24 protein-coding genes are annotated in these 26,173 nt (G+C 38.7%); 10 read left to right on the forward strand and 14 right to left on the reverse strand.

The window, feature by feature from the left end; translation table 11 throughout:
• The first annotated feature begins 181 nt into the window (after window positions 1-181).
• Window positions 182-1,648, forward strand: coding sequence for an IMP dehydrogenase (guaB, locus tag J3U42_RS09490; RefSeq protein ID WP_267336315.1), 1,467 nt, complete (start codon window positions 182-184; stop codon window positions 1,646-1,648).
• A gap of 413 nt (window positions 1,649-2,061) precedes the next feature.
• Here the strand turns inward: guaB and pgm are convergent, their stop codons facing one another.
• The 3 genes from pgm to J3U42_RS09505 all read right to left on the reverse strand — a co-directional run bounded on the left by pgm (window position 2,062) and on the right by J3U42_RS09505 (window position 4,501).
• Window positions 2,062-3,699, reverse strand: coding sequence for a phosphoglucomutase (alpha-D-glucose-1,6-bisphosphate-dependent) (gene pgm, locus J3U42_RS09495; RefSeq protein ID WP_267336316.1), 1,638 nt, complete (start codon window positions 3,697-3,699; stop codon window positions 2,062-2,064).
• A gap of 91 nt (window positions 3,700-3,790) precedes the next feature.
• Entirely contained in the window at window positions 3,791-4,294 is a 504-nt protein-coding gene (locus J3U42_RS09500) for a hypothetical protein (protein WP_220217564.1), read from the reverse strand.
• Window positions 4,295-4,315: 21 nt separating this feature from the next.
• Window positions 4,316-4,501, reverse strand: a complete 186-nt coding sequence (locus J3U42_RS09505; protein ID WP_220217563.1) for a hypothetical protein — start codon at window positions 4,499-4,501, stop codon at window positions 4,316-4,318.
• Window positions 4,502-4,668: 167 nt separating this feature from the next.
• Here J3U42_RS09505 and J3U42_RS09510 point away from each other — a divergent pair, with 167 nt between their 5' ends.
• A complete protein-coding gene (locus J3U42_RS09510; RefSeq protein ID WP_220217562.1) occupies window positions 4,669-5,151 on the forward strand; it encodes a glycine zipper 2TM domain-containing protein in 483 nt (160 codons plus the stop codon).
• 1,323 nt (window positions 5,152-6,474) lie between these two features.
• Entirely contained in the window at window positions 6,475-6,882 is a 408-nt protein-coding gene (gloA, locus tag J3U42_RS09515) for a lactoylglutathione lyase (protein ID WP_255556104.1), read from the forward strand.
• A 104-nt stretch (window positions 6,883-6,986) separates the two neighbouring features.
• Here gloA and gmk read toward each other — a convergent pair whose 3' ends face one another.
• Complete coding sequence (gmk, locus tag J3U42_RS09520) at window positions 6,987-7,616, reverse strand: guanylate kinase (protein ID WP_267336317.1); 630 nt, start codon at window positions 7,614-7,616, stop codon at window positions 6,987-6,989.
• Between the two features lie 304 nt (window positions 7,617-7,920).
• Between gmk and J3U42_RS09525 the strand changes: the two genes are divergently transcribed.
• Complete coding sequence (locus tag J3U42_RS09525; RefSeq protein ID WP_220217559.1) at window positions 7,921-8,616, forward strand: AzlC family ABC transporter permease; 696 nt, start codon at window positions 7,921-7,923, stop codon at window positions 8,614-8,616.
• Window positions 8,613-8,936 carry an AzlD domain-containing protein gene (locus tag J3U42_RS09530; protein ID WP_267336318.1) on the forward strand — a complete coding sequence of 108 codons (324 nt, stop codon included), beginning with the start codon at window positions 8,613-8,615 and terminating at the stop codon, window positions 8,934-8,936. Before J3U42_RS09525 ends, J3U42_RS09530 begins: the two co-directional genes overlap by 4 nt.
• A 54-nt stretch (window positions 8,937-8,990) precedes the next feature.
• Here J3U42_RS09530 and J3U42_RS09535 read toward each other — a convergent pair whose 3' ends face one another.
• From J3U42_RS09535 to J3U42_RS09570, 8 genes are all read right to left on the reverse strand, one after another.
• Window positions 8,991-9,890: a heme biosynthesis HemY N-terminal domain-containing protein gene (locus tag J3U42_RS09535; RefSeq protein ID WP_267336319.1), complete on the reverse strand. Its 900-nt coding sequence runs from the start codon at window positions 9,888-9,890 to the stop codon at window positions 8,991-8,993.
• A 10-nt stretch (window positions 9,891-9,900) separates the two neighbouring features.
• Window positions 9,901-11,346 (reverse strand): uroporphyrinogen-III C-methyltransferase, encoded by a 1,446-nt coding sequence (locus J3U42_RS09540; protein WP_267336320.1) that lies wholly within the window; start codon window positions 11,344-11,346, stop codon window positions 9,901-9,903.
• A gap of 8 nt (window positions 11,347-11,354) precedes the next feature.
• Entirely contained in the window at window positions 11,355-12,104 is a 750-nt protein-coding gene (locus J3U42_RS09545) for a uroporphyrinogen-III synthase (protein WP_267336321.1), read from the reverse strand.
• Window positions 12,101-13,021 (reverse strand): hydroxymethylbilane synthase, encoded by a 921-nt coding sequence (gene hemC / locus J3U42_RS09550; protein ID WP_267336322.1) that lies wholly within the window; start codon window positions 13,019-13,021, stop codon window positions 12,101-12,103. Before hemC ends, J3U42_RS09545 begins: the two co-directional genes overlap by 4 nt.
• A gap of 136 nt (window positions 13,022-13,157) precedes the next feature.
• Window positions 13,158-14,528, reverse strand: a complete 1,371-nt coding sequence (gene purB, locus J3U42_RS09555; protein ID WP_220217553.1) for an adenylosuccinate lyase — start codon at window positions 14,526-14,528, stop codon at window positions 13,158-13,160.
• Between the two features lie 51 nt (window positions 14,529-14,579).
• On the reverse strand, window positions 14,580-15,230 hold the full coding sequence (gene hflD, locus J3U42_RS09560) for a high frequency lysogenization protein HflD (RefSeq protein ID WP_220217552.1): 651 nt from the start codon (window positions 15,228-15,230) through the stop codon (window positions 14,580-14,582).
• A gap of 1 nt (window position 15,231) precedes the next feature.
• Window positions 15,232-16,350 carry a tRNA 2-thiouridine(34) synthase MnmA gene (gene mnmA / locus J3U42_RS09565; RefSeq protein ID WP_267336323.1) on the reverse strand — a complete coding sequence of 373 codons (1,119 nt, stop codon included), beginning with the start codon at window positions 16,348-16,350 and terminating at the stop codon, window positions 15,232-15,234.
• A gap of 245 nt (window positions 16,351-16,595) precedes the next feature.
• Window positions 16,596-17,282, reverse strand: a complete 687-nt coding sequence (locus tag J3U42_RS09570) for a LexA family transcriptional regulator (protein ID WP_220217550.1) — start codon at window positions 17,280-17,282, stop codon at window positions 16,596-16,598.
• A 156-nt stretch (window positions 17,283-17,438) separates the two neighbouring features.
• On the opposite strand from J3U42_RS09570, the gene J3U42_RS09575 reads away from it, so the two are divergent.
• The gene (locus J3U42_RS09575; RefSeq protein ID WP_220217549.1) at window positions 17,439-17,666 is read left to right on the forward strand and encodes a helix-turn-helix domain-containing protein; all 228 of its coding nucleotides are present in this window, start codon (window positions 17,439-17,441) and stop codon (window positions 17,664-17,666) included.
• A 94-nt stretch (window positions 17,667-17,760) separates the two neighbouring features.
• On the opposite strand, the gene tpiA is transcribed toward J3U42_RS09575, so the two are convergent.
• Window positions 17,761-18,525: a triose-phosphate isomerase gene (tpiA, locus tag J3U42_RS09580; protein WP_267336324.1), complete on the reverse strand. Its 765-nt coding sequence runs from the start codon at window positions 18,523-18,525 to the stop codon at window positions 17,761-17,763.
• A gap of 100 nt (window positions 18,526-18,625) precedes the next feature.
• On the opposite strand from tpiA, the gene zapB reads away from it, so the two are divergent.
• From zapB to J3U42_RS09600, 4 genes are all read left to right on the forward strand, one after another.
• Window positions 18,626-18,871, forward strand: coding sequence for a cell division protein ZapB (gene zapB, locus J3U42_RS09585; protein ID WP_220217547.1), 246 nt, complete (start codon window positions 18,626-18,628; stop codon window positions 18,869-18,871).
• Window positions 18,872-18,947: 76 nt separating this feature from the next.
• A complete protein-coding gene (locus tag J3U42_RS09590; protein ID WP_267336325.1) occupies window positions 18,948-20,246 on the forward strand; it encodes a DUF2868 domain-containing protein in 1,299 nt (432 codons plus the stop codon).
• Between the two features lie 4 nt (window positions 20,247-20,250).
• A complete protein-coding gene (locus J3U42_RS09595) occupies window positions 20,251-21,609 on the forward strand; it encodes a DUF3482 domain-containing protein (RefSeq protein ID WP_220217545.1) in 1,359 nt (452 codons plus the stop codon).
• Window position 21,610: 1 nt separating this feature from the next.
• Window positions 21,611-22,090: a C40 family peptidase gene (locus tag J3U42_RS09600; protein WP_220217544.1), complete on the forward strand. Its 480-nt coding sequence runs from the start codon at window positions 21,611-21,613 to the stop codon at window positions 22,088-22,090.
• 511 nt (window positions 22,091-22,601) lie between these two features.
• Here J3U42_RS09600 and nifJ read toward each other — a convergent pair.
• A complete protein-coding gene (gene nifJ, locus J3U42_RS09605) occupies window positions 22,602-26,144 on the reverse strand; it encodes a pyruvate:ferredoxin (flavodoxin) oxidoreductase (RefSeq protein ID WP_267336326.1) in 3,543 nt (1,180 codons plus the stop codon).
• Between the last annotated feature and the right edge of the window lie 29 nt (window positions 26,145-26,173).

Genomic DNA, 26,173 nt, shown 5'->3' on the forward strand with positions numbered 1-26,173 from the left:
TGGTGATTCGTCTTTTTAATAGCGATTATTTGTTCTGTTTTTCGATAAATAGCTGCTTTATTCAGTTGAATGGTGATGAGTCAATCATTATTACTAAATTTTGCTAGTCTTTTAATGGAAAGATAGGTAGAATGCTTCGGCAATATTTTATCAACAATTCAACTCAATGGTGAATATTGTCATGTCTCGTATAGTAAAAGAAGCCCTCACGTTCGATGATGTTTTATTAGTTCCTGCTCATTCAACTGTTTTACCCAATACTGCTGATATCAGCACTGAGCTTACCCAAACCATTAGATTAAATATTCCGATGCTGTCAGCAGCGATGGATACGGTTACTGAATCTGATTTAGCCATTGCTTTAGCGCAAGAAGGTGGTATTGGTTTTATTCATAAAAATATGCCGATCGAGGCGCAAGCTAATCATGTTAGGCGAGTTAAAAAACATGAAAGCGGGATTGTGCAAGATCCGGTCTCAGTTCTCCCAACTGCAACCATTAAGCAAGTTATCGATCTGGCAAAAGAGTATGGTTTTGCCGGTTTTCCTGTAATTACGCAGTCGCAAGAGTTAGTCGGGATTATTACTGCTCGTGATGTGCGATTTGCTACCGATCTCTCTTTACCAGTAACCGCAGTTATGACGCCAAAAGAGCGTTTAGTTACGGTTACAGAGGGTGAAAAACGTGAAATCGTGCTTAAAAAAATGCATGAACATCGGGTTGAAAAAGTACTGGTGGTGGATGATAAATTCCATTTAAAAGGTATGATCACGGTTAAAGACTATAATAAAGCTGAACAAAAACCAAATGCTTGTAAAGACGAGAAAGGTCGTTTACGTGTTGGCGCAGCGGTTGGTGCTGGTGCCGGTAATGAAGAGCGAATTGCGGCATTAGTTGAAGCAGGGGTTGATGTGTTGTTGATTGATTCCTCACACGGGCATTCAGAAGGGGTCTTAGAGCGTATCCGTCAAACTCGACAAGCTTACCCTGATTTACAAATTATCGGGGGCAATGTGGCAACTGCTGAAGGGGCTAAAGCATTAATTGAAGCTGGCGTAAGTGCGGTTAAAGTGGGTATTGGTCCCGGCTCAATTTGTACTACCCGTATCGTCACAGGTGTTGGGGTGCCTCAAATAAGTGCCATTATGGATGCGGTAGAAATGGCTCTAAAATATAATATTCCTGTGATTGCCGATGGCGGTATCCGTTTTTCCGGTGATATTGCAAAAGCCATTGCCGCCGGCGCATCGTGCGTTATGGTTGGCTCAATGTTTGCCGGCACTGAAGAAGCACCGGGCGAAATCGAACTATTTCAAGGTCGTGCTTATAAATCTTATCGAGGTATGGGATCGCTTGGTGCAATGGCAAAAGGCTCATCTGACCGCTATTTCCAATCCGACAATGCAGCCGATAAATTAGTACCGGAAGGGATAGAAGGGCGCATTGCTTATAAAGGCATGTTAAAAGAGATCATACATCAACAAATGGGCGGCTTACGTTCTTGCATGGGCTTAACCGGTTGTGCAACGATAAAAGATCTACGCACTCAATCAAAATTCTATCGTATCACAGGCGCTGGTATGAAAGAGAGCCATGTACATGATGTTCTCATCACCAAAGAGCCACCTAATTACCGTGCTGGTGCTTAATAAGCACACTTTAAATCACAAAAGCAAATCCAAATGGATTTGCTTTTTGTTAAGAAGTTTCAGAAAATACCCGCGTTCTAGTAAAAAATCAGTTTCTAATCTTATTAAATAGATCCCAACAGCATTCCCAAAATACTAAATCATCTAACTTACCCAAAACTCCCCAAACAGAAGAATAATAGTCAAGTTAGTATTAACGAAAATCCTTGTCAAAAACTTTCAGAAAATATAGGTGTTTAAGTAAAAACACAAAACATTGTCAAAAAGTTTCAGAAAACATAGGTGTTTAAGTAAAAAACACAACCAAAACAAGGATGTTTGGCGTGGCGCTGCTTTGTCTGGAACAAATCAGCGCCGGTGCGTTAAGACTGAACGAAGGCGGAGGGCGGTCGCTAAGACCGCTTTAGGCGGTGCTACTTAATCGCTTTAGCGACAATTTCCTGTGCTTCTTCCTGCAACGTTGCTAAGTGCTCATTACTGATAAAGCTTTCAGCATAAATTTTATAAGCATCTTCGGTGCCAGACGGGCGAGCGGCAAACCAGCCGTTTTCTGTCATCACTTTCAGTCCGCCAATCGGTGCATTGTTAGCTGGCGCAGTTGTTAAACATTGCGTGATTTTTTCACCAGCTAAAGTATCGGTGGTTAATTGGCTTGCATCAAGTTTAGATAACTTTTGTTTTTCGCTAAAGGTTGCCGGAGCTTGAATTCGACCGTAATAAGAGACACCAAATTTATCTTCCAGAGTTTGGTATTGTTCTTGCGGATTTTTACCGGTTTTAGCTGTCATTTCTGCTGCTAGTAAGCATAAAATAATACCGTCTTTATCGGTCGCCCAAACTTTACCATTAGTGCGTAAAAATGATGCGCCCGCACTTTCTTCACCGGCAAAGCCTAACTGACCGTTATACAGTCCGTCAGCATACCATTTAAAACCAACCGGATACTCTAAATAGGTTTTATGTAAGCTATTTGCCACCCGATCAATCATTGAGCTGGTGACTAAGGTTTTACCGATAGCGATATCTTTATGCCATTGCGGACGGTTTTGAAATAGATAATTCACACACGCTGAAAGGTAGGCATTTGGATTCATCAAGCCTTTTGGCGTAACAATGCCATGGCGATCGGAATCGGTATCATTACCAAAGGCGAGGTCAAATTGATCTTTTAACTTCAGTAAGCCAGCCATTGCCCAACGGCTTGAACAATCCATTCTGATGACTTCGTCATGATCAAGATGCATAAAGCTAAAGGTTGGATCGACTTTATCATTAACGATATCCAGATTGATGCCATATTTTTCAGCAATGCGTGGCCAGTAAGTGACGCTTGCGCCACCTAGCGGGTCAACACCAATACGTAGCGAAGAGGATTGAATTAATGACATATCAACGATATTTTCCAGATCATTAATATAATCGGTCTCGTACTCTTTGGTGTGAATATAATCTGAATTCAGCGCCTTTTCTAAGCTAACACGTTTAACGCCGTTTAATTGGCTTTTGAGTAATTCATTCGCTCGATTTTCGATCTGTTTGGTGATGTCGGTATCGGCTGGTCCACCATTGGTTGGATTATATTTTATTCCGCCGTCTTCCGGTGGATTGTGGGAAGGCGTAATGACAATACCGTCAGCAAGTTGCGCTGTTCGGCCTTGATTGTAAGTTAAAATTGCGTGTGAAATAACCGGCGTTGGGGTATAACCCCAATCACGAGCCATAACCACTGTTTGTTCATTGGCAACAAATACTTCAAGTACACTTTTTAAAGCAAGTTCAGACAAAGCATGGCTATCTTGACCAATAAAGCAAGGCCCCGTGATATTATTGGCTTTGCGATATTCGGCAATCGCTTGGGCAACGGCTAAAATGTGGGCTTCGTTAAACGTCCCTTTATTAGAACTACCACGATGACCAGATGTTCCAAAAATAACTAATTGGCTAGCATCATCCGTATCCGGTTTGATCTGATAATAGTTATTTTTTAAAGTTTCAACATTAATAAGGTCAGAAGCTTCAGCTAGTAATCCCGCGCGGCTTTGCTTTGCCATTTTATACTCCTTTTTCATATATAGTATTTTTATATTTTGCTAAACCTGTTAAACAGTGAACAACTCGATAGAGTGCTTTTAGCCTTTCATTTTAGGGTAAAAAAACATTAATAACTTGATTAATCATGTTTTCTGATATGCCCATATCACTCATGATTGATTCAATAATATAAATTTTTCTAGCCGTATTGGTATTACTGATAACCCAATAAGGAGTACCGACGATTTCTCGTGGTTTGGTATTTTTTCCCGATGTTTCTAATGACTCTTTGTCTTTAGCCAAATATTGTCTTTTGCTGCCGTGTAAAGAGGTTGCCGCAATTGCAAAGAGTGCGGGGTTGTAGTTATAAAGCGCACCTAATAATAATAAAAAGCGACTAATAATTGATTTTTCGTTGGTAAACGTTTCACTAGTCAATAAATTATTGAATATAGGATAGTGATTATCTGAATTCGATAGTTGATTTTGTTTAGCCGGTGAGGTTTGATTGATATTCAATAAACGCCGTAAAATACTCGATGCATCTTCGCCAATATGTTTAGTTTGACCTGCAATAAATTGGTATAGTTCTTCGTCGATTTCGATAGTCTTCATTAGTTACATATGCCTATTAAATTAGTTAACCGGACAACTTTCTACTGGAAGGTTGTTCAGATCTAAATGGTTTGCTGGTTTATCATTTAAACAATCTGAGCTGGGTGGCTCAGCAATTGTTGCCTCTTTATTTGTCTGCTTTTCATTAACTTCGTGACAGGCGGTTATCATAACCGATAATACTATTTGAAAAAATAACCGTTTCATATACTTATTGTATGGTAGATAAACTATTAAACGAGTATAACTCAAGTTAGCCATAAATTGTATTGTCGAATGCTAAAATAATGAAAATCATGTTGTTGTTTTGATAAAACAATATTATCCTTATGATGTTATAAAAAAATAATCTCAATCTATATGAGGAATTCAATATGAAAAAGATCATCGCGCTAACTATTTTAGCTACAATAATTACAGGATGTAGCAATAGTGATATCTATTCTGGCGATGTTTACACAGCAGATCAAGCCAAACAAGTTCAACATGTCAGTTATGGTACAGTTGTTTCGGTAAGAGCGGTTAAAATTCAAGCAAATTCAAACGGTAACAATCAAAATGTAATCGGTGCGCTTGGTGGTGCTGTGCTTGGTGGTGTTTTAGGTAATACTGTTGGTGGTGGTACAGGTCGTGTTTTAGCAACAGCAACCGGTGCTATCGGCGGCGCGGTAGTGGGTAATGCCATTGAAAATAAAGCAAATCAAGCAAATGCAGTTGAATTAGAGATTAGACCTAAAAATAGTGATTCCAATATTGTTATTATACAAAAAGGCTCGGTTAAAAATTTCTACGTCGGGCAACCTGTTCGTTTAGTTACTAACGGTAAACGTATTAGCGCCTCTCCGCGTTACGATTAATCTATTTTTAAACATCATGTAAAATAGCTTTCGCTCTTTTATCCTCGAGCGAAAGCTTCTCAGCCAGTCACACGCTATTCTATCTAATCACCGCAAGGCTTACAAAGCCGTTTAGACACTATCCGTTGATGCGCTGGAGTGGAATTATCCTTTACAGCTGCATAAGCTTTTTAGAAAAGCCCTAAATTTAATCAATTTAATTCTGTTCTCTTTACAGCTACATAAGCCGTTTAGAAAACTAAAGCTGGCTCAATCAGCTGTAAAATATTCCTTCACGGCTGTATAAGCCGCTTAGAAAAAAATCGTATGTATCTGTCGTAAGATAGAGCCTTTTATGGCTGCATAAGGGGTTTAGGATATTTTTGAAATATCTAAAACTTTTGTTTTTATACTTAAACGTGGGTGTTTTCTGGAAGTTCTTGTCAACGCTTTGTTTTTTGCTTAAACACCTATATTTTTTGAAAGTTTTTGACAAGGTTTTTACTTTCTTTGTAAGTTGCGGGTTTTTAATCCGCAGGTTTCGGACGCTGTTAATTGGTTGATATTTTCATTTCGGTATCTGCGTCCGAATTAGGGGGATTTGGTGCGAAATCCCCCTAATAACCCCCTCGCAGCACCATCCAAAGCGGTCTTCGACAGCCCTCCGCCTTTGTTCGGTCTTAACGCACCGGCGCTGATTTGTTCCGGACAAAGCAGCGCCTCGCCAAACATCCTTGTTTGGCGTGCTAACCTCTCTTAGTTGTCAGCGCTTTGTGAAGGTGCGGGTGGGTGCATTTGTTTGTTTTTGTGGAAGGTAATGGTAAGTCGTTTAGAAATAGTAGTGGAGTTTAAAATACAAACTTTTTAAACCTTTTTTTTTAGCTAAAAATAAAACCATTAAAAATCAATATATTGCAAAAGCATTAGAAAAAAAGGTTTTTAAACCTAAAATTGTCCTTTATGTTTTTATAAACGGTGTTTATAGTATGTGAGATTCTACTTTAAAGCTGCATAAGCTGTTTAAAAACGACCCACAACCGTGATTGTGTGCTCGGTATCCTTTAAAGCTGCATAAGCTGTTTAAAAATAATGAAATAGTATCTAAAAAAGCTATATCAACTTTAAAGCTGCATAAGCTGTTTAGAAAATTACTATAAACTTTTGAGCCGGAGAAATATTCTTTACAGCTGCATAAGCCGTTTTACTCTGGCATTGAAACACCTTCAATATTCACTCAGTTAGGCTTAATTTAAAGGCAATTTTCTGAAAAAAATTTGCCTGCCTATAAGCTTAAGTATAAACTCAATAAAAAATGTAAAATTAGCAAAAAAGGAACATTAAGCAATGCGTATATTACATACAATGATTCGAGTAGGGGATTTACAACGTTCAATTGATTTTTATACTCGTGTAATGGGTATGCGGGTGTTAAGAACGAGCGAAAATACCCAATATCAATACTCGTTAGCTTTTTTAGGTTATGGTGATGAATCAACTAGTTCGGTGATTGAATTAACCTATAACTGGGGAACAGATAAATATGACCACGGTACCGCTTTTGGGCATATCGCAATTGGCGTTGATGATGTGGCAAAAATGTGTGAAGAGGTTAAGCAAGCCGGCGGTAAGGTAACCCGTGAAGCGGGACCAGTCAAAGGTGGCAGTACCATTATCGCTTTTGTTGAAGACCCGGACGGTTATAAATTAGAGTTAATCCAAAATGATCAGGCCGATAAAGCGCTTGGTCACTAAAATCCTATCTGATGAGATATCGCCGAAGTTCGGCGATATTCCCTTTTTATTTGATCTAACAATGTGTAAGCAGTGCAATCGGCACGAGACTGACTAGTAGTTACTTATTTTTTCTCAGCTAACAGGTCAGATAACAATGTTTTATGAACGATAGCTTGCTTTGATTGTTCTAAGCTGGATGCTGTAATAATGGCATTTAAAGCTTGCAGTGATACATCAAAATCATCATTGATAATGACATAATCATATTCATTATAGTGAGATATCTCAGCTTGGGCTTTTGCCATTCTTTTATCGATGACACTGGCGTCGTCTTGTCCCCGTTTGATTAAGCGATTTTTAAGCTCTTTAAGTGAAGGGGGCAAAATAAAGATACTTTTTGCTTGGGGGAGCTGCTCTCTGACTTGCTGAGCGCCTTGCCAATCGATATCTAAAAAAACGTTAACGCCTTGTAGTAAACTTTGTTCTATTTCCGCTTTAGATGTACCGTAATAGTGATCAAATACCTTGGCATATTCGACAAAAGCATTTTCGTTAATCAGTGACTGAAAATGTTTAGGATCGACAAAATAGTAATGTTCACCATGCGTTTCACCAGGTCTAGGATCACGGGTGGTGTGTGAAATAGAAACTTTGGCCGGATAGTGATTTTTTTGCGCTAAATAAGCACGAATTAAACTCGATTTACCTGCACCACTTGGCGCAGAGATTATAAATAGGGTTCCAATATACATAGGTGTTTGCCACTTTTAATTTTGATAATCAGTTATTTAGATTGTCATTGAGACAGATTAAACGCTATTATAGCAAAGTTTAATCATAGATTGTGTCATATTATAGTTAAGCATCGCTGTTTATCGTATTGATAGGTGACTGAAATTTTACTTTAACGTAGGGTATTTCTGAAACTTCTTGACAAAAAGTGACCCGGTTTAAATCTCAGAATGGAAAATCAATAATTACAAAACCTGTAATTATAAAAACAATAATCACAAGAACAATCAATTACAATAACAATGTTATATTTGAGGGAGAATTATGTCATTGTCATTTAAAGATGGCGTTTATGCCTGTATTCCAACGCTATTAGGCTATATTGGGATTGGTATTGCTGCCGGTGTGGTCGGAAAATCGTCGCATTTATCGGTACTGGAAGTGACGTTACTGGCGGTAATTGTTTATGCCGGCGCGGCACAATTTATTATTGCCGGATTAATGCTGGTCGCAACGCCAATTACTGCCATTATTTTTACTGTTTTTTTAGTTAATTCTCGCCACTTTTTAATGAGCATGGCAACGGCGCCTGCTTTTCGTCAATATTCATTACTGAATAATATCGGAATCGGCACGTTATTGACCGATGAGAGTTTTGCAGTGGCGATGAATGCATTAAGTAATAAAGAGCCGATAAATGCCTCGTGGATGCATGGGCTTAATCTTACTGCTTATATTGCCTGGATTTTGTCTTGTCTGATTGGGGCGTTAATTGGTGAATGGTTGCCAAATCCGATGCAATTTGGTTTAGATTATGCGCTGGTCGCTATGTTTATTGGTTTACTCTATTTACAGTTGATCAGTGATAAAACTAAAAGCCTCAAAAATCGGTTGATTGTCATGTTAACCGTTGCGGTTATGTTAGTTTTATTGATGCGTTTTGTGTCACCAGAAATGGCGATTTTAATCAGTACTTTTGCTGGATGTTTTATGGGAATAGCAATGGAGCGTAACGCATGACAATTTATAGTTTACTTATTATTTTAGGATGCGGCATTGTTACTTGGCTACCGAGGGTGATTCCGTTTATGTTGGTGCGCAAATTACAATTACCGGATATGGTTATTCGGTTTTTATCCTACGTTCCTTTATGTATTTTAACGGCACTGTTTGTGCAAAATCTGTTTGTTGCAAAACAAGGGCAATTTCCTGATCTAAATATTGAATACTGCTTAGCAACAATTCCCACAGTTATTGTGGCGATTGTAACTAAAAATTTAATGTGCATTGTGGTTTGCGGTGTGGTGGCTATGGCACTGATTCGTTATTTTATGGTTTAAACGTTTATTGAAGATAAAAAAACAGGGCTATTGCCCTGTTTATCTGATTTGTGTTTATGTTCTTTCTTTATATTCAAGCTTTTCAATCGATTTTAGCATCTTAGCTGATTCGGCTGTTTGACCTAATTCGTTAAGATAGAAAGACATCGCTTTTTGATAAGCCACATTATTCAAGATTGCTTTTGGTTGCGACTTCCACCATTTGATTAACGCAAGTGGATCACTATTTTTAGACAACTGTTTAATGCGGCCAATGTAAGCGGCTTGTTTTAGCTGGTCTAAGTGAGCGTCACTATAGGCGTTGGTTTTATACATAGTCGGTAGTAAGTCGATTATGGCTTGATAATCACCAACTGAGTAATAGAGCTGATCGGCCAATCTTAACACTTCGTTGTTACGTGGTTTTTCATTTAACAGTTTATCGATTAACACTCTGGCTGAACCATATTCATGATTTTTAAGTTGTAGTCTGACTTGCACTAATTGGAAAGCAAATAACTCTTTATCATCAACTACTTTGGCGGCTTTTTCTAATAACTGATTGGCGGAAATGATTTGATTGCTGTCAATTTGTGCTTGCGCTGCAAGTAGATAAGACAGTGCACTATTATTGGCGCCTTTGGCACTTTTGGTAAAGAGTTTAGCGGCTTGTTGATAATCTCCTTCAAGTAAGGCAATCTGCGCTTGTTCTAATTGCTTTCTTGATTTTTTAGGCGATTTAAAACGTAACCAATTACCTAATGCGGTTTTTGAATTGAGGATCTTTTTAAAAAGATAATTTAATATGTAGAGAATCAGCATGGCAAATAATACGAGTATCACAAATGTATTAAAAGACATGCTGATTTTGTATCCCGCCACTTCAAATATGGCAGAGCCTTGATGTCCCTGTAATAGTGGTCCGAGGAAAAATCCGCCGACTAATACTAAGAAAATAATCAATATTTTTATCATTATTATTCTCCTATTTGCTCAGCATCGCACGTACACGAGTTTGCATTAATTTTTCCAGCTCGCCGATACTGGTCAGTTGATTAGGAACATCTTGATTACTTATCGATTGATTTTGTAATTTTGTTAAGCTATCTGTGAAGGCCTTAACACTTGATGCATTGCTGTCAAAGTAGGCATTGACCCATGTCGCAGTGTCACTTAATGCTCGCTGATAAATAACATCTTGATGTCTTGGCACTGCTTGGGCAGCAATTAATAATCGGAAACGAATATTCTCACGCAGATTAAGCGACTGATCTAATGTTAACGGTGTTTGTAAGATTTGGCATTTCACAATCTTTTTTTCATCGCCGTCGGCTTTATCTAAACAAGTAGCAAAATTGTTCTCGGTTGAATCTATTTTTTCAATTGTAATAAATTTACTCATAAATGATTCGGCATTACTGGTTAAATTGTTCGACCAATCTTTCACAGATGAGCTTACTTGGTTATCTTCGCTTGTTTGATCCGCTGATTGGGTAACTGATTGTAATTCTGTCATATTTTCACCAGTAGCAGATTGTTGCGGCTCTTGAGTTGACTCTGTTTTGCTTTTATCATCCTGCGTATTGTTTCCCACTAACGGCAGATCAGTAATTGACTCAGATAAACTCAGGAGATTTAAAATAATGCCGTCAGTGTCAATAAAGCTGACGTGAGAGAGGGCATTTATATCATTAGTGATCGCTTGTCGGGCAGGCAATAAATTGGAATCGTCAATTTGTGCTAAGCTTTCATCGGCACTTTTTAGCAGTAATCGGGCGGAAGTGTAATCTTGATCATTCCATATCTTTCTACCGGCTAAATGGACTAGGTAGTTAGCTTGAGAAATCAGCCAAACATGATGATCGGTTGTGGACATTGCCGCTAATCGTTCATTGAGATTATGAAAGCTTTGTTCGTATAACTTGGTTGAGTCGTTAACTTGATTAACCAATAATTGTTGCGTTTGTTGTTGTTCGTTGAGTTTACGATCAACACGCTGTTCAAGTGAGGTTATTTTTTGATTCTGAGTATTTTGTGCTGTGGTGAGGGTATTTTGCAAATCATTTAAAATACTCTCTTTGGTGTTTTGTTTATAGTTAGCTAATTGGGCTTTAAGTGCTGAAATCGTTTTTTTCTGTTCTTTTAACTGATCATATCCGTAATAACCCATGGCACCGGCAAGGCAGACAGTTAACGCAATAGCTACTAAAGAGAGTTTTGATACAGGCACTTTAGCTTTATTGCTTTGCGCTGATGCTGAAGTGTTTTGTTCCATTTTAGCGTTGGGTTGCGTATCATCTACTGGATTTTTTTTATTCTCTTTCATAGTCGGTTTCGCTTTGTTGTTGTTAGACATTTTGGGCGGTTGGTTAAATGAAGTTGTACTAATATTGGAAAGTGTTGCATTAGCGCTGTAATGTCTCAATGGCATAACTTACCTCATTTAACATTTTTAGTTTCATTTATGACATTATGGCATAGAGTTAATACTGTTTTAAACAAAATTTGATTATTTGCGCAGTCAATAGGCAAAACTTTTTGCCATTTTAGTTGTTTGGCTCGATGATAAATTCGCTCACTGCTTACAATTAATTGAGCGTGGTTTTTATGCGCTGTTTGGCAATATCTTTCCAGTTGCATCAAATGTTCAATACTGGTAATGACGATAAGTTGTTGGCTGATATCTTTTGCTAAGATAGTAGCCGGGTAGTGAATTGCTTGTCGATGATAACATGCTAAACGTGTAACGTCCATGTTGTGTTTACATAGCTGTTGGGCTAATAATTCCCGCCCGCCATTACCACAAAGTATCAATGCTTTGCGACCTGCTAATGGTTGTTTTTCAAGTAAAGCTAGAAGTCCTTCGCTGTTTTCGCAATTCGGGTAGTGGACAGTTGTTTGGCTTAATTGACGAAATAAAGTCGCCGATCTTTTGCCGACAGCATAATAGTTAATATGCTTAGGAAAGTTAATCGACACCGCTTGCTGTTTAAGGATATGGCTAACTTGCGGTGATACCACAATTACTATGGCTGAGCTGTCTAATTGCGCAAGTTGAGCCGGTAATTTATCTAAATCTTGACCGGCTGAAATAGCAAAAAAAGGCAGATGTATTGCCGCTAAATTGGCTTGGTTAAGTTGCCTTGTTAACAACTCGCCTTCAGGTGAAGGTCTGGTGATGTAAATCATCCGCCATTTAATTCCGCTAATATTGCTTTAGCACCTTGCGCTAATAAGTTATCGGCTAATTGGCGTCCTAATGCTTCAGCTTGAGTGGAATGACCGGTAATTTCGGCTTTGATCATTTCGCTGCCGTCTATTCGGCCTACCAGACCACGGAGGGTTAAACTATCATTCTCTAATTGGCTCAAACAGGCAATCGGCACTTGGCAACCACCTTGAAGTGCAAGATTCATGGCTCGTTCTGCCTCAATACAAATTCGGCTATTTTTATCCTCCAGTGGCGCCAGCAGTTCGGATAACGTTTTATCATCGGCTCGGCTCTCAATACCAATTGCTCCTTGCCCAACTGCCGGTAAGATAAGATTGGTATCAATATATTGTTTGATTCGATTTTGCAATCCTAACCGTTTCAACCCGACTGCCGCTAAAATAATGGCATCATACTCTTGATTATCCAATTTAGTTAATCGTGTACCGACATTGCCTCGCAGATCTTTAATTTGTAAATGCGGATATCTCGCCCGCAATTGACATTGGCGACGTAAGCTAGAGGTGCCGACAACTGCGCCATGAGGGAGTTCATCAAGATGTTGATACTGGTTAGAAATCAAAGCATCGCGCATCTCATCACGTTGACAAACAGTCGATAGGGTTAAACCCTGCGGAAATACAGCCGGAATATCTTTGATTGAATGCACGGCAATATCTGCTTGGCCATTCATAATGGCTTGTTCAAGTTGTTTCACAAATAGCCCTTTACCGCCAATTTTTGACAGTGGGCTTTCTAACAATACATCACCTTGAGTGACCATTGGTACCAATTCGACAACCAAAGAGGGGTGAAATGTTTCAAGTTGTTGTTTAACAAAATTGGCTTGCCATAGCGCTAAAGGGCTTTTACGGGTTGCAATACGAATTTTCAATTGATTTCCCTATTTTATCGATAATGTTATTGTCATTTCTTACAAATTAGCCTGCTATTTTCTAATTTGATTATTTTTTTATTGGTCATGATGACGCTAGCAGGCGATATTGTTTCCCGCTAGCGCCCGGGAATGGTTATGATAAGTTATCAACAAAATTAACGGCATAACCAATATAGTTAGCCGGTGTTAACTGCTTAAGACGGGCTTTTTCTGCTTCCGGTATATCTAACGATTCGATAAATTGTTGCATGCCTTGCGCATCAACTCGTTTACCTCGAGTGAGCTCTTTTAATTTTTCGTAAGGTTTTTCGATACCATAACGGCGCATAACAGTTTGAATCGGCTCAGCTAATACTTCCCAGTTACGATTAAGCTCTTCAAGCAGAAATTCGTGATTGACTTCAAGCTTATTTAAGCCTTTTAAGGTCGATTGATAAGCAATAATGGCATAGCCAATGCCCACGCCTAAATTACGTAATACGGTTGAATCGGTCAAATCTCGTTGCCAACGAGAGATCGGTAATTTGCTTCCTAAATGGCTCATTATTGCATTAGCAATACCTAAATTACCTTCTGAGTTTTCAAAATCAATCGGATTCACTTTATGAGGCATGGTAGAAGAGCCAATTTCGCCGGCTACGGTTTTTTGTTTAAAATGGTTGAGTGAGATATAACCCCAAACATCCCGATCGAAGTCAATTAAAATCGTATTAAAGCGAGCAACACAATCAAAAAACTCCGCGATATAATCATGCGGTTCGATTTGGGTGGTGTAAGGATTCCACTTTAATCCTAAAGAATTGACAAATGATTCACTTAATTGATGCCAATTAACTTGCGGATAAGCAACCATGTGCGCATTGTAGTTACCGGTTGCGCCGTTTATTTTGCCCAGGATATCAACTGATTCAAGTTGTTTTAGTTGGCGTTGCAAACGGTACGCTACATTGGCAAACTCTTTGCCAATTGTTGACGGGGTGGCCGGTTGACCGTGAGTGCGTGATAGTAGCGGTAAATCACGGTAAGCTTTCGCTTGCGCGGTTATGCTATCAATCAGTTTTTTCCAATAGGGGATTAATACTGTTTCTCTGGCTGTTTTTAGCATCAATGCATAAGATAAGTTATTAATATCTTCTGAGGTACAAGCAAAATGGATAAACTCATTAATGGCATGTAGCTCTTCATTGGTCATGACTTTTTCTTTTAAGAAATACTCAACGGCTTTTACATCGTGATTGGTGGTTTTTTCAATTTCTTTAATTCGCTGCGCATCTTGTAAGTTGAACTGTTCAACAATTTGATTTAGATGCGTCATGGCTAGTTGACTTAAGGCCGGAACCTCGGCGATATCTGCTTGTGAGGCTAACATTTGTAACCAACGAACTTCGACTTGTACACGGTACTTTAATAATCCGTATTCACTAAAAATGGTGCGTAATTCGGTTGTTTTATCACCATATCGCCCGTCTATTGGTGAAAGGGCAGTAAGTGCAGATAATTCCATCGGTTTAACTCCGTTACGATTTTTAAAATATGATTTATAAAATTTAGATAATTAATCGTTTTGATTAATCTGTTGTAATAATTCCTGAGCCGCAACACAAATTCGTTTTCGACAAAAAAGAATTTGCAGACGACTGCCACCAACTTGATACCATAAAATAGCTGAACGCACGCAGCCTAGCAGTGAAGTTCTTACTTTAGCCTGAACCAGTGAATTTTGTAAAAATTCAGCTTTACCGACTACTTTTATTTTGGTTGATAAAGGGCTGATAATGTCTGAATAGATTCCGGCTAATGAGTAAGACAAATCATCAATGTGGCTTTCAATGGTTTCAAAGTCCATATTGTTTTGGTAAAGCCCTGAAATGCGTGTTAAACGCTGATCAATTTTATTTAGCGCTTCACTATTTTTTAGTAATTTATTGGTTACACTCAACGAGCCAAATAGATAACGAATAATTTCTACTTGCTCTTTTTGTCCGGACGTCAAAAGTTGTACCAGAGTGTGTAAACCTGTTCGAATATTTTTTATACCATCATAAACATCATCGGTGGTTAAAGGCGAAGTATTAAATATGCTTTTAATTGATCGTTGATAAAGTTCATTACTACAAATACCTGTATTAGCTAACTGTGGAATTAAAATTGCACTTTGGGTAACCCCGGCTAAAGCCATTGCGATATGATGATACTTGTTATTCACACTAACACTCCTTACTACTGACTATTCTTTGCTCGATAATGCCACCGCCAAGGCAGACTTCTCCTTGATAAAACACCGCTGATTGTCCGGGTGTGACCGCTGCAACTGGTTGATCAAATAACACTTCTATGGTGTCTTCGCCTAATGGGGTGACTTGACAAGCAATATCTTGCTGGCGGTAACGTGTTTTTACGGTGCAACGAAACGGTTGGGTAACCACTTGCCGATCAACCCAATGTAATTGCTGAGCTATCAAGCCGTCGGAAAATAGAGCAGGGTGATTGTGACCTTGCGCAACGATCAGTTCGTTATTTTCGATATCTTTATCGACCACATACCATGGAGTATCATCGGCTTGTTTTAGCCCACCGATACCCAGCCCTTTACGTTGTCCTAAGGTGTGATACATAAGCCCTTGATGCTTACCAATCACTTCACCGTCAACGGTGCGAATAACGCCCGATTGAGCCGGTAAATAGCGTGCTAAAAAGTCACTAAATTTTCGCTCACCAATAAAACAGATACCGGTAGAATCTTTTTTCGCTGCTGTTGCTAATCCTAACTGCTTAGCGATTTCTCGCACTTGCGGTTTTTCCAGTTCTCCTACCGGGAATAAACTTTGACGAACTTGATCTTTACTAAGTGTATATAAAAAATAACTTTGATCTTTGTTGTTGTCGATTCCTCGTAACAATTGAACTTGATCACCGTTTTCCCGTTTGCGAACATAGTGCCCGGTTGCAATATAATCGGCGCCAAGATCTTCGGCCGCATATTCCAGAAAGGCTTTAAATTTAATCTCTTTGTTACACAAAATGTCGGGGTTTGGTGTTCGACCCGCTTTATATTCTGATAAAAAATGTTCAAACACATTATCCCAATACTCGGCAGCAAAGTTGATAGTGTGTAATTTTATGTTCAATTTATCGCAAACAGCTTGAGCATCGGCTAAATCAACCGCTGCTGAGCAATATTCTTCCGTGTCGTCTTCTTCCCAGTTTTTCATAAATAATCCAACAACATCATATCCCTGTTGTTGTAATAGATATGCTGAGACCGATGAATCGACGCCACCAGACATGCCGACCACGACTTTTTTTCGAGAATTTATATTAGACATAATAACAAAATTAATAGGCAAAAAATTTTGCTAAATTTTATCATAATTACGGTAAAAAGTATAAAGTTATGCTGGTAGTGGTTTATCCAGTGTCAAATTTTTATACTCAAACCTTTGATAAATCAGCGCAATCTTAGCCAAATTTCAATCGTCAAAGTTCGCATAAAAAAACGAAAATCAGTCAAACCAACAATTGCCATTTATTTTATCAATCAAATTGTTGGTTTGTGTTAATGCGTTTTGTACTAAATTAAATCTTTTAACAAGTACACGACATGACCAACAATTTCATACTCTTTCGATTTATATTTATTACCAACAATCGTTGGATATTTAGGATTATCATGTATAAATACTAAATTCGAACCATGATTTTGAATTCGTTTAATACTAATCTGATCTTCATACTGTATCGCATAAAGATAACCGTCAATTGGTTTACAGTTTGCTTGATTAACAATCAAAATATCATGATTAGATATCGTTGGCTCCATACTATCGCCTTTCGCCCAAACGGCGGTAAGGTCTTCTATATTACATCCTTGTCGCTTAATTAAGCTTATATCAAATGGGATTGATTCGATATGTGAGAAAGCGCTACTACTTTCATTTAAGTGGTGCAGAGGTATATGAACTGAGTTACGACCTTTACTTTCTGGCACTAAGCGACATTCGCCTTTACCGGTGGCTAACCATTCTATAGGAACATCACATTTCACAGCAATGATTGCTAATCGATTTAAAGAGGGATATGTTTTTCCGCATAAATAATCTCTTATTACTGCTTCTGACATGCCGACTTTTTTAGCGAAAGCGTTGCCGGATAAACCTTCTAAAACAAGCATTAATCTATTTTTAAAGTTAATTACTCCTGTATTAGTTAGAGCTCGTGTTTTTTCCTGTTCGTCTTGTGTTTTTAATTTGTTTTCCATTGTTTTTCATTCCGTTTTCTGTTGCTTTTTTTATTTTTATTGTTTTAATTCGTTTTTTTATGTGTTATTCTTTGTTGGTAACTTATTAACAATTTGATATTGTAATACCGATAATCTCTACAATAGCAAAAAAATTAACCAATAGAGGATCTCATAATGAGAGAACAAGATCAAGACTGGTCACCATCAAGAGTCGTTGGTGAAATCAAAATTAGAGGTGGAAATTTAAGAGCTTTATCACGTTCAAGTGGTTTACAAGCCGATACATTAAGAAATGCGTTATATCGCCATTGCCCTAAGTATGAACGGATTATTGCGGATTATTTACAAGTGCCAGTTGAGAAAATTTGGCCAACAAGATATGAAAACAAAAGAAAAAAATAATTTTTTTGATTTAAATAAAAAAAGACACAATTTAAGTGTCTTTTTTTTTAAATATCGTTTTATCGATAAAAATTTGCAGATAAAACTTTATTGACTACTTTTTAGCTTGTTCAGCGGCCGTAACAATCACTGCAAAAGCATCGGCTTTTAATGATGCTCCACCAACTAACGCACCGTCGATGTCTGGTTGAGTAAACAATTCTGCTGCATTTTTATCGTTGACTGAGCCACCATATTGAATAATCACTTGCTCAGCGACTTTGGCATCTTGTTTAGCAATATGATCACGAATGAATTTATGTACAGCTTGTGCTTGCGCAGGAGTGGCTGATTTGCCTGTACCAATTGCCCAAACCGGTTCGTAAGCAATAACTGCACCATTGAAAGCTTGAACGCCTAATGCGTTAATCACTGCATCAATTTGACGTGCACAAACTGCTTGAGTTTGACCCGCTTCGTTTTCTGCTTCAGTTTCACCGATACAAAGTACAGGCACTAAACCGGCTTCTTTCAACACGCCAAATTTTTGTGCGATAAATTCGTCTGATTCTTTGTGATAAGTACGACGCTCAGAGTGACCAATAATCACATGCGTAACGCCAACTTCTTTTAACATGGTTGCAGATACTTCACCAGTGTAAGCGCCGGAAAGATGAATACCGACATCTTGCGCACCTAAAATAATATTAGAACCGCCTAATTGGTGCTTAACAAAGTCTAAATAGACAACCGGTGGGGCAATTGCAACATCACAATCGACATCAGTCGATAGCTCGTTTCTTAGTCCTTCTACTAAGCTTTTAGCCATTTCGATACTACCATTGAGTTTCCAGTTACCCATAACGAGTGGTTTTCGCATAATTTTCTCCAACTTATATTTTAAAAAGGTGTTGATTTCAGAATGAATTCGTTATAATACTACCTATTATATACCAAATAAATTGAGTTTGAGGAAAAATATGTCATTAGAAATATTGAATCAATTGGAAAGTAAAGTCCAACATACCGTTAATACTATCAATACATTACAACATGAAATTGCGACGTTAAAGCAAGGTAATCAAGAGTTGGAGCAACTGATCAATGATAGTTCTGATGAGATTAAAACCTTACGCGCTGAAAACGAAAAACTTAAGCAAGATCAACAAGTGTGGCAACAACGTATTCAAACTCTGTTAAGTAAAATTGGCGAAATAACACAATAGTTGTTGTGACTTACTCTCGAACGCGACTTATGTCGCGTTTCTTTTATCGATTCATTAAACGTGAAGATCAAATATAATGCGAGATAAACTTGAGTCATTATGGCTGACCGAAACCATTCATTTAATTGAAAGCGAATCCGGGCGATTTGCTGACCAAGATATTAATCGTCAAGTGAGATCGCTACAAACTTCGCCGATTGATCGTATTGTAATGCGAGCAGAAATGTTAGCTAAGCAAAATGGCTTATATACCATTGTAAAACGGTTATTACGTTCGGCTAAAATTTCCTTTTTTTTGTTATTAATTGTTTCGGTTTTTCTAGGCGCATCGCTTGCTTTTAGCGCATTAAGTCAAAATCCTGTCAATCTGTACTGGGCGCTATTTAGTTTGTTGGGTGTGCACCTTATTACTCTGTTTATTTGGCTTTGCTCGTTTTTTTTCCTTTCAAATTTTGGTGGCAGTTTATTAATTCACTGTTGGTTATGGTTAGCCAAAAAGCTTTATCAAAAAAAGACCGTTGAACAGCTTATTCCCGCATTTGTTAAGCTATTTGGTGCTCGCATTCGTTGGCTTATCGGTTTTGTTCTCAACTTGTTTTGGACGGTGATTTTAACCAGTGCTTTATTGCTGCTTTTGGTACTGTTTTCAACCCAGCATTACAGTTTTGAGTGGAAAACGACCTTATTAAGTTCGGATACCATTATCCATTTAACTCATTATTTAGGCTTCTTACCGTCATTACTCGGATTTGATATTCCAAATGCTGATGTGATTAAAATGAGTGAACACGCTTTAAGTGCCGGTGAAATTCGTTCCGCATGGGCTGTTTGGCTGTTAGGGGTGTTTATTGTTTATGGGTTAGCTGTTCGCTTTTTGTGTATGGTTTTTTGTGGTATTAACTGGCTGATAAGTCGCCGTAAAATTGAGCTGGATATGGATGATCCCGATTACCAAATCCTTGCCAATCAACTGCAACCTTTAGATACCCAGATTGAGGATGAAGACCAAAAAGGGCATAGTCAATGGCGCTTGGCAAATAAGCAAATAGAACAAGGCAATGGGGCATTTTTAGTTGCAGTAGATATTCAAGACAATTGGCATCCGCCGGAAAATGTACACTTTTCAGGTTTTCTTAATACCCGTGATAGTCGCACGCAAATGTTAGATTATCTTCAGTTATCACCGGCTAAAAAATTGTTAATAGCCATTGATACTGACCGATCGCCCGATAGAGGTTTATTAAACTTTATTAATCAATTGATGAATAAGTCACAGCAGTGTCGAATTTGGTTTATTAATCAAGGTAAGCAGTATCATAATTGGCAGTCACTTTCTTTGATGCAGGCGGATCCTGTCTGGTTAACTGAGGATTGATAATATGCTGACAACTTTAAAATTAGCCGTGGTGGGGCATGCAAACGTTGGCAAAACGTCACTATTACGGGCATTAAGTCGCAACAGTCATTTTGGCGATGTTTCCGATAAACCCGGTACAACCCGACATGTAGAATCAATTAAATTACCTTTAGCGCACGATCAATCTATTATTTTTTATGATACACCCGGTTTAGAAGATAGTTTGGCACTTTATGAATATATTAATCAGATAGTGCCGGCTAATGCTAAGCTTGACGGCGTCGACAAATTAACGTTTTTTTTACAAAGCCCGGAGGCAGAAAATCTCTTTAATCAAGAAGCTAAAGTGATTCGACAAGTGTTAAATAGCGATGCGGCGATTTACGTGATAGACGTGCGTGAGCCTATATTAGACAAGTATCATGACGAGCTGGCAATTTTAGCCAATAGCGATAAACCTATTTTAGCAGTGCTTAACTTTACTGCCGAAGAAAAACAAAATGAAAAGGATTGGAAAAGATTGCTATCTCGAATAGGGATTCATGCTATCATACGTTTTGATGCTATTTTCCCACCACTCGATGGTGAGGAGCGTTTATACCAAAGTTTAGCACTTTTGGTTGAACCAGCAAAAGAGATTTTAAACCATTGGTTAGCTAAGATTGCTCAAATGCGTCAATCTCGTAATCAAACCGCTAATCGGATTATTGCTGAAGCCTTAGTTGATGTGACAGCTTTTTATGAAATGGCTAAAGTTGATGATAAACAAGCCATTACCGATATGCAAAATAAGGTTAGACAACGAGAGCAAACAGCAATCAACCAATTGTTAAAGCTGTATCAATTCGATTCATCGCAAGAGAGTGAAGAGAATTTGCCTTTAATCAAAGGTCGTTACAAAGCCGATCTTTTTAATGTTGATGCTTTAAAAACTGTCGGTATGCATTTGACTAAAGGTTTTGTATCAGGTGCTACTATCGGCGCCAGTATTGATTTGGCAACAGGTGGTATTACCTTTGGCTCTGCTGCTTTAATTGGTGGAGCGGTTGGTAGTTTGATGCAAACAGCTAAACATTATGGTGCCAGAATGCGCTATCAGCTTTCTGGATATAGTAAATTAAGCGTCGATGATGTGATTATTTGTTTTCTTTCTTTACGTCTTATACGACTGAAAGAAAGCCTAAATCATCGAAGCCATGCGAATTTATCGCCGATTATGTTGTCTAAATTAGACCAGAGTGAATGGGAAAAAGGACAGTTACCTAAATCTCTTAAGGTAGCAAGACGATATTCACAGTGGTCGACTTTAAACAAGGGAACAAAAAGAAATGATAAGAAGAGACAATCAACAATTAGGAGTGTTGCCGAGCAGCTCTTTTAATTTGAATAAGCGTTTTTTAATCACTGCATTACTTTTTTGCCTTTTTACTTTATTTGGTTGTAGCACTAGTCAAGGGCAAGTGTCGACAAAAAACTCTAAATCCGATCCACAAATGTTGGCTAAAATTGAGTCACACTACAAAAAGTGGAAAAAAACACCTTACCGCTATGGTGGAACAACCTTAGCAGGAAGTGATTGTTCCGGTTTAGTGATGAATTTTTTCAAAAACCGACTTTCTAAAAACTTACCAAGAAGCGCGGCGGAGCAGGCTAAATTGGGCTATAAAGTTACCCAACCTAAAGCAGGGGATTTAGTATTTTTTAAAACAGGACGAAGCCGTAGTGGTTTACATGTCGGTATCTATTATGACAATGGTAAATTCTTACATGCTTCAACTTCCAAAGGGGTTATCTACTCAAATCTGAATGAAGATTATTGGAAAAAACACTATTGGATGACTCGCCGAATAACCGATAAATAATTATTATTTATTTTCGCAAGATTTGTTAAAAGCGCTTTAATTGCTGTCAGTTAAAGCGCTTTTTTCTATTCTAACCTAACCATTTGTCAATCAAACCTTCTTAATCATATCTTATCGTTTATCTATTCTTATTTTTTAACCATACTAATTGTTTACCAATAGTTATATTTTGATCATAGTTATCGTTCATCTATATCATCTGAATTGTAGAGCATAGTAATGGTGGTTTTAGCAGTCCTGTCAGTGGTGTAAAACGAAAAGAATAAGACCTTCACTTTGTTAATTGATAAGTAAGGGGCTTGTAGATTGTTAATCAGATATTATCTTAAGCTAGCTATCTGCCGGCGTTTTGATATCTGAATAGTTGCTAAGTTTTGTGATATTTAGAGCATGGTAACGGTGGTTTTAGCAGTCCTGTCAGCGCTGTAGAACGAAAAGAATAAGCCCTGTACTTACTTTATTAATTGATAAGTACAGGGCTTATAGATTGTAATTCAGATATTATCTCAAGCTAGCTATCTGCCGGCGTTTCGATATCTGAATAAGTTGCTAACATTTGTAGGAATTTATATTTAGACTCTACCATTTTGGTCGAGCGTTCATGTAAAGTATCAGCAACTTGCGGCTCTAATGTTTCTAAGCGACGGAAGCGTTGCTCTTTCAGCAAGATGTTGGTTAATGCTTCACTGTTTGGCGTTTTAGAATCTAACACCAGTCCCGGTTTACCTTCTGCCATGCGGCGAGGATCGTATCGGTAGAGTGTCCAGAAGCCCGATTTGACGAGATCTTTCATTTGTTCGTGTGATTTAGACAGATCATAGCCGTGCTCTTCACAAGGGCTGTAAGCGATAACCAGTGAAGGTCCATTATAAGCTTCGGCTTCTTGTAAGGCTTTTAGTGTTTGGTTGAGTTGTGAACCTAATGCGACTTGTGCCACATACACATGGCCATACATCATCACGCTAACACCTAAATCTTTACGCGCTTTATGCTTACCTAAATCAGCAAATTTAGATACAGCTCCCATTGGCGTTGCTTTGGATTGTTGACCACCGGTATTAGAGTAACATTGTGTATCTAACACTAAGATATTCACATTTTCAGTTAAGCTCATCACATGGTCAAGCCCACCAAATCCGATATCATATGCCCAACCGTCGCCACCAATTGCCCAGACTGATTTGTCAATTAAATAATCGGCGTTTTGTATCAGCTCTTTTGCTTCATTGGATTCGATATGGGCAAGTTGTTCACGTAATATCTTAACTTGCTGACGTTTTTCGTCAATTGAGGTTTCGGCTGATTGTAGCGCTAAGACAATTTCAGGTGATATTTCGCCAGCGACATGTTCTAACAAACGCAAACTACGTTTTTTGTGTTGATCGTAGCTAATACGATAGCCTAAAGCAAATTCAGCGTTATCTTCAAACAATGAGTTTGCCCAAGCTGGTCCTCGCCCATTACGATCGGTGGTATACGGGGATGCCGGTAAGTTACCGCCGTAGATAGATGAACAACCCGTTGCATTAGCGATTGCCAGATGATCACCGTACAGCTGAGTTAATAGTTTAATGTAAGGCGTCTCACCACAGCCAGCACAAGCGCCGGAATATTCAAATAGTGGCGTAAGCAGTTGCGAAGTTCGAATATCGATCCGTTCGAGTGTTTTCATTTCACGATCAGGTAACGCGGTAAAGTAATTATAGTTAGTACGCTGGGTTTGCAGGTTATCGATTCGTGATTGCATGTTAATTGCTTTTATCTCGAAGTTATTTCTGTCTCTTGCCGGGCAAACTTCAACACATAAGTTACAGCCTGTGCAGTCTTCCGGAGCGACTTGCAATACATAGCGTTGTCCTTTCATATCTCTTGCTTTAACTTCAAGCGACTGTAAGGTGCCAGGTGCATTTAACATCTCATCGGGTTGAACAACTTTGGCACGGATTGCCGCATGCGGACAGGCAACAGCACAATGGTTACATTGGGTACAAAGTTCCGGTTGCCAAATTGGGATTGCTTCGGCAATATTGCGTTTTTCCCATTTTGTTGTGCCAACCGGCCAAGTGCCGTCAGGCGGAAATGCCGATACCGGTAAAGTGTCCCCTAAGCCAGCTAACATTGCTGCTGTGACCGTTTTAACAAAATCAGGTGCATTATCCGGTACGACCGGCGGCATTGATTGACTGCTTTGATCGACACAACTTAATGGAATTTGTTCAAGCGAAGCAATGGCTAAATCAAGCGCTTTCCAGTTGTTTTCGACTAAATCTTGTCCTTTGCTACTGTAGCTTTTTGCTATCACCTCTTTTAATTGAGCAATGCTAAAATCATTTTTGAAGATTTCAGACAGGTGAAAGAAGGCCGCTTGCATTACGGTATTAATTCTGGCACCTAAGTTGCATTCGCGGGCAATTTTTGCCGCATTAACGATATAAAAGTGTGCCCGTTTTTTAATTAATTGTACTTGTACCTCTTTGGGTAAGCGGTGCCAAACTTCCTCTTTACTGTAAGGGGTGTTAAGTAAGAAGATACCGTCATCTTTTAATTTATCAACGATCTGATATTTATCGATAAACTGATCTTGATGACAGCCAATAAAGTGAGCACTGGTGATCAAGTAAGGCGAATCAATCGGTTCTAAACTGACTCGCAAATGCGAGGTTGTTAACCCGCCAGCCTTTTTAGAGTCATATACAAAGTAACCTTGAACATAAAACGGTGAACTATCGCCAATAATTTTAATATTATTTTTGGTTGCCGAAACCGTGCCGTCACTACCGAGTCCATAAAATAGCGCTTCAAGTGCCGATTTTTGGGCGATGGATTCGGTCGGTAATGGTAAAGATAAGCCGGTGATATCATCATAAATACCCACGGTAAAACGTGGTTTTGGATTGTCCGATACTAGTTCAGCAAAAATAGCCAATACGCAACGTGGATCAAACTCTTTTGAGGATAAACCATAACGTCCGCCGATAATTTTCGGTAGTGTTTGCCGTTCTCCTTGAGAAAAACTTTCAGCAAAGGCCGTCATAATATCTAAATAGAGTGGTTCGGCTTGTGCTCCTGGCTCTTTGGTGCGATCTAATACAGCAATTTTTTGTACCGTTTCGGGGATAACTGCCAGTAGATGTTTAGCTGAAAAAGGGCGGAACAATCTAACAATCACAACCCCAACTTTTTCGTTATTTTGCAACAGATGATCGACTACTTCTTTTGTGGTGCTGGCACCGGAGCCCATAATCACGATAATACGTTCAGCATCATTTGCGCCGTAGTATTCAAAAGGTTGATATTTGCGGCCGGTTTGTTTTGCAAAAGCCTGCATCGCATCAACAACATGTTGATAAGTTTGATGATAATAAGGATTAATTGCCTCTCGACATTGAAAGAAGGTATCGGGATTGGCTGATGTGCCTCGAGTAACCGGTTTATCAGGCGTTAAGGCACGAGCACGAAATGCGTCAATGGCATCAGTTGGTAATAATTGGCGGATATCATCATCGCTAATAGGGTGAATTTTATTCACTTCATGAGAAGTTCGAAAGCCGTCAAAAAAGTGTACAAACGGTACACGACTGTTTAAGGTGGCAATTTGTGAAATTAACGCCATATCCTGCGCTTCTTGAACAGAGCTTGAGCAGAGCATAGCAAAACCAGTTTGTCGTACTGCCATGACATCGGAGTGATCACCAAATATCGATAAAGCATGCGTGGCAATGCTACGTGCAGCCACATGCAGTACAAATGGTGTGAGTTCCCCAGCTATTTTGTATAGCGAAGGAATCATTAATAATAAACCTTGAGATGAGGTGAAAGATGTCGATAATGCACCGGTCATTAACGCACCGTGTACGGTCGAAATTGCGCCCGCTTCAGATTGCATTTCAACCACTTTAGGGATATCACCAAATACGTTTGGTTTATCAAATTCTGCCCATGTGCTAGCTTGCTCAGCCATAGATGAGCTCGGGGTTATTGGATAAATGGCAATGACTTCGTTTGCCCGATAAGCGACGGATGATACCGCACTATTAGCATCTGATATGATCATTAAAAAACCTTGTGTTTTATAGTGTTACG

Source organism: Gilliamella sp. B2923, from assembly GCF_026536565.1.
GTDB lineage: Bacteria > Pseudomonadota > Gammaproteobacteria > Enterobacterales > Orbaceae > Gilliamella.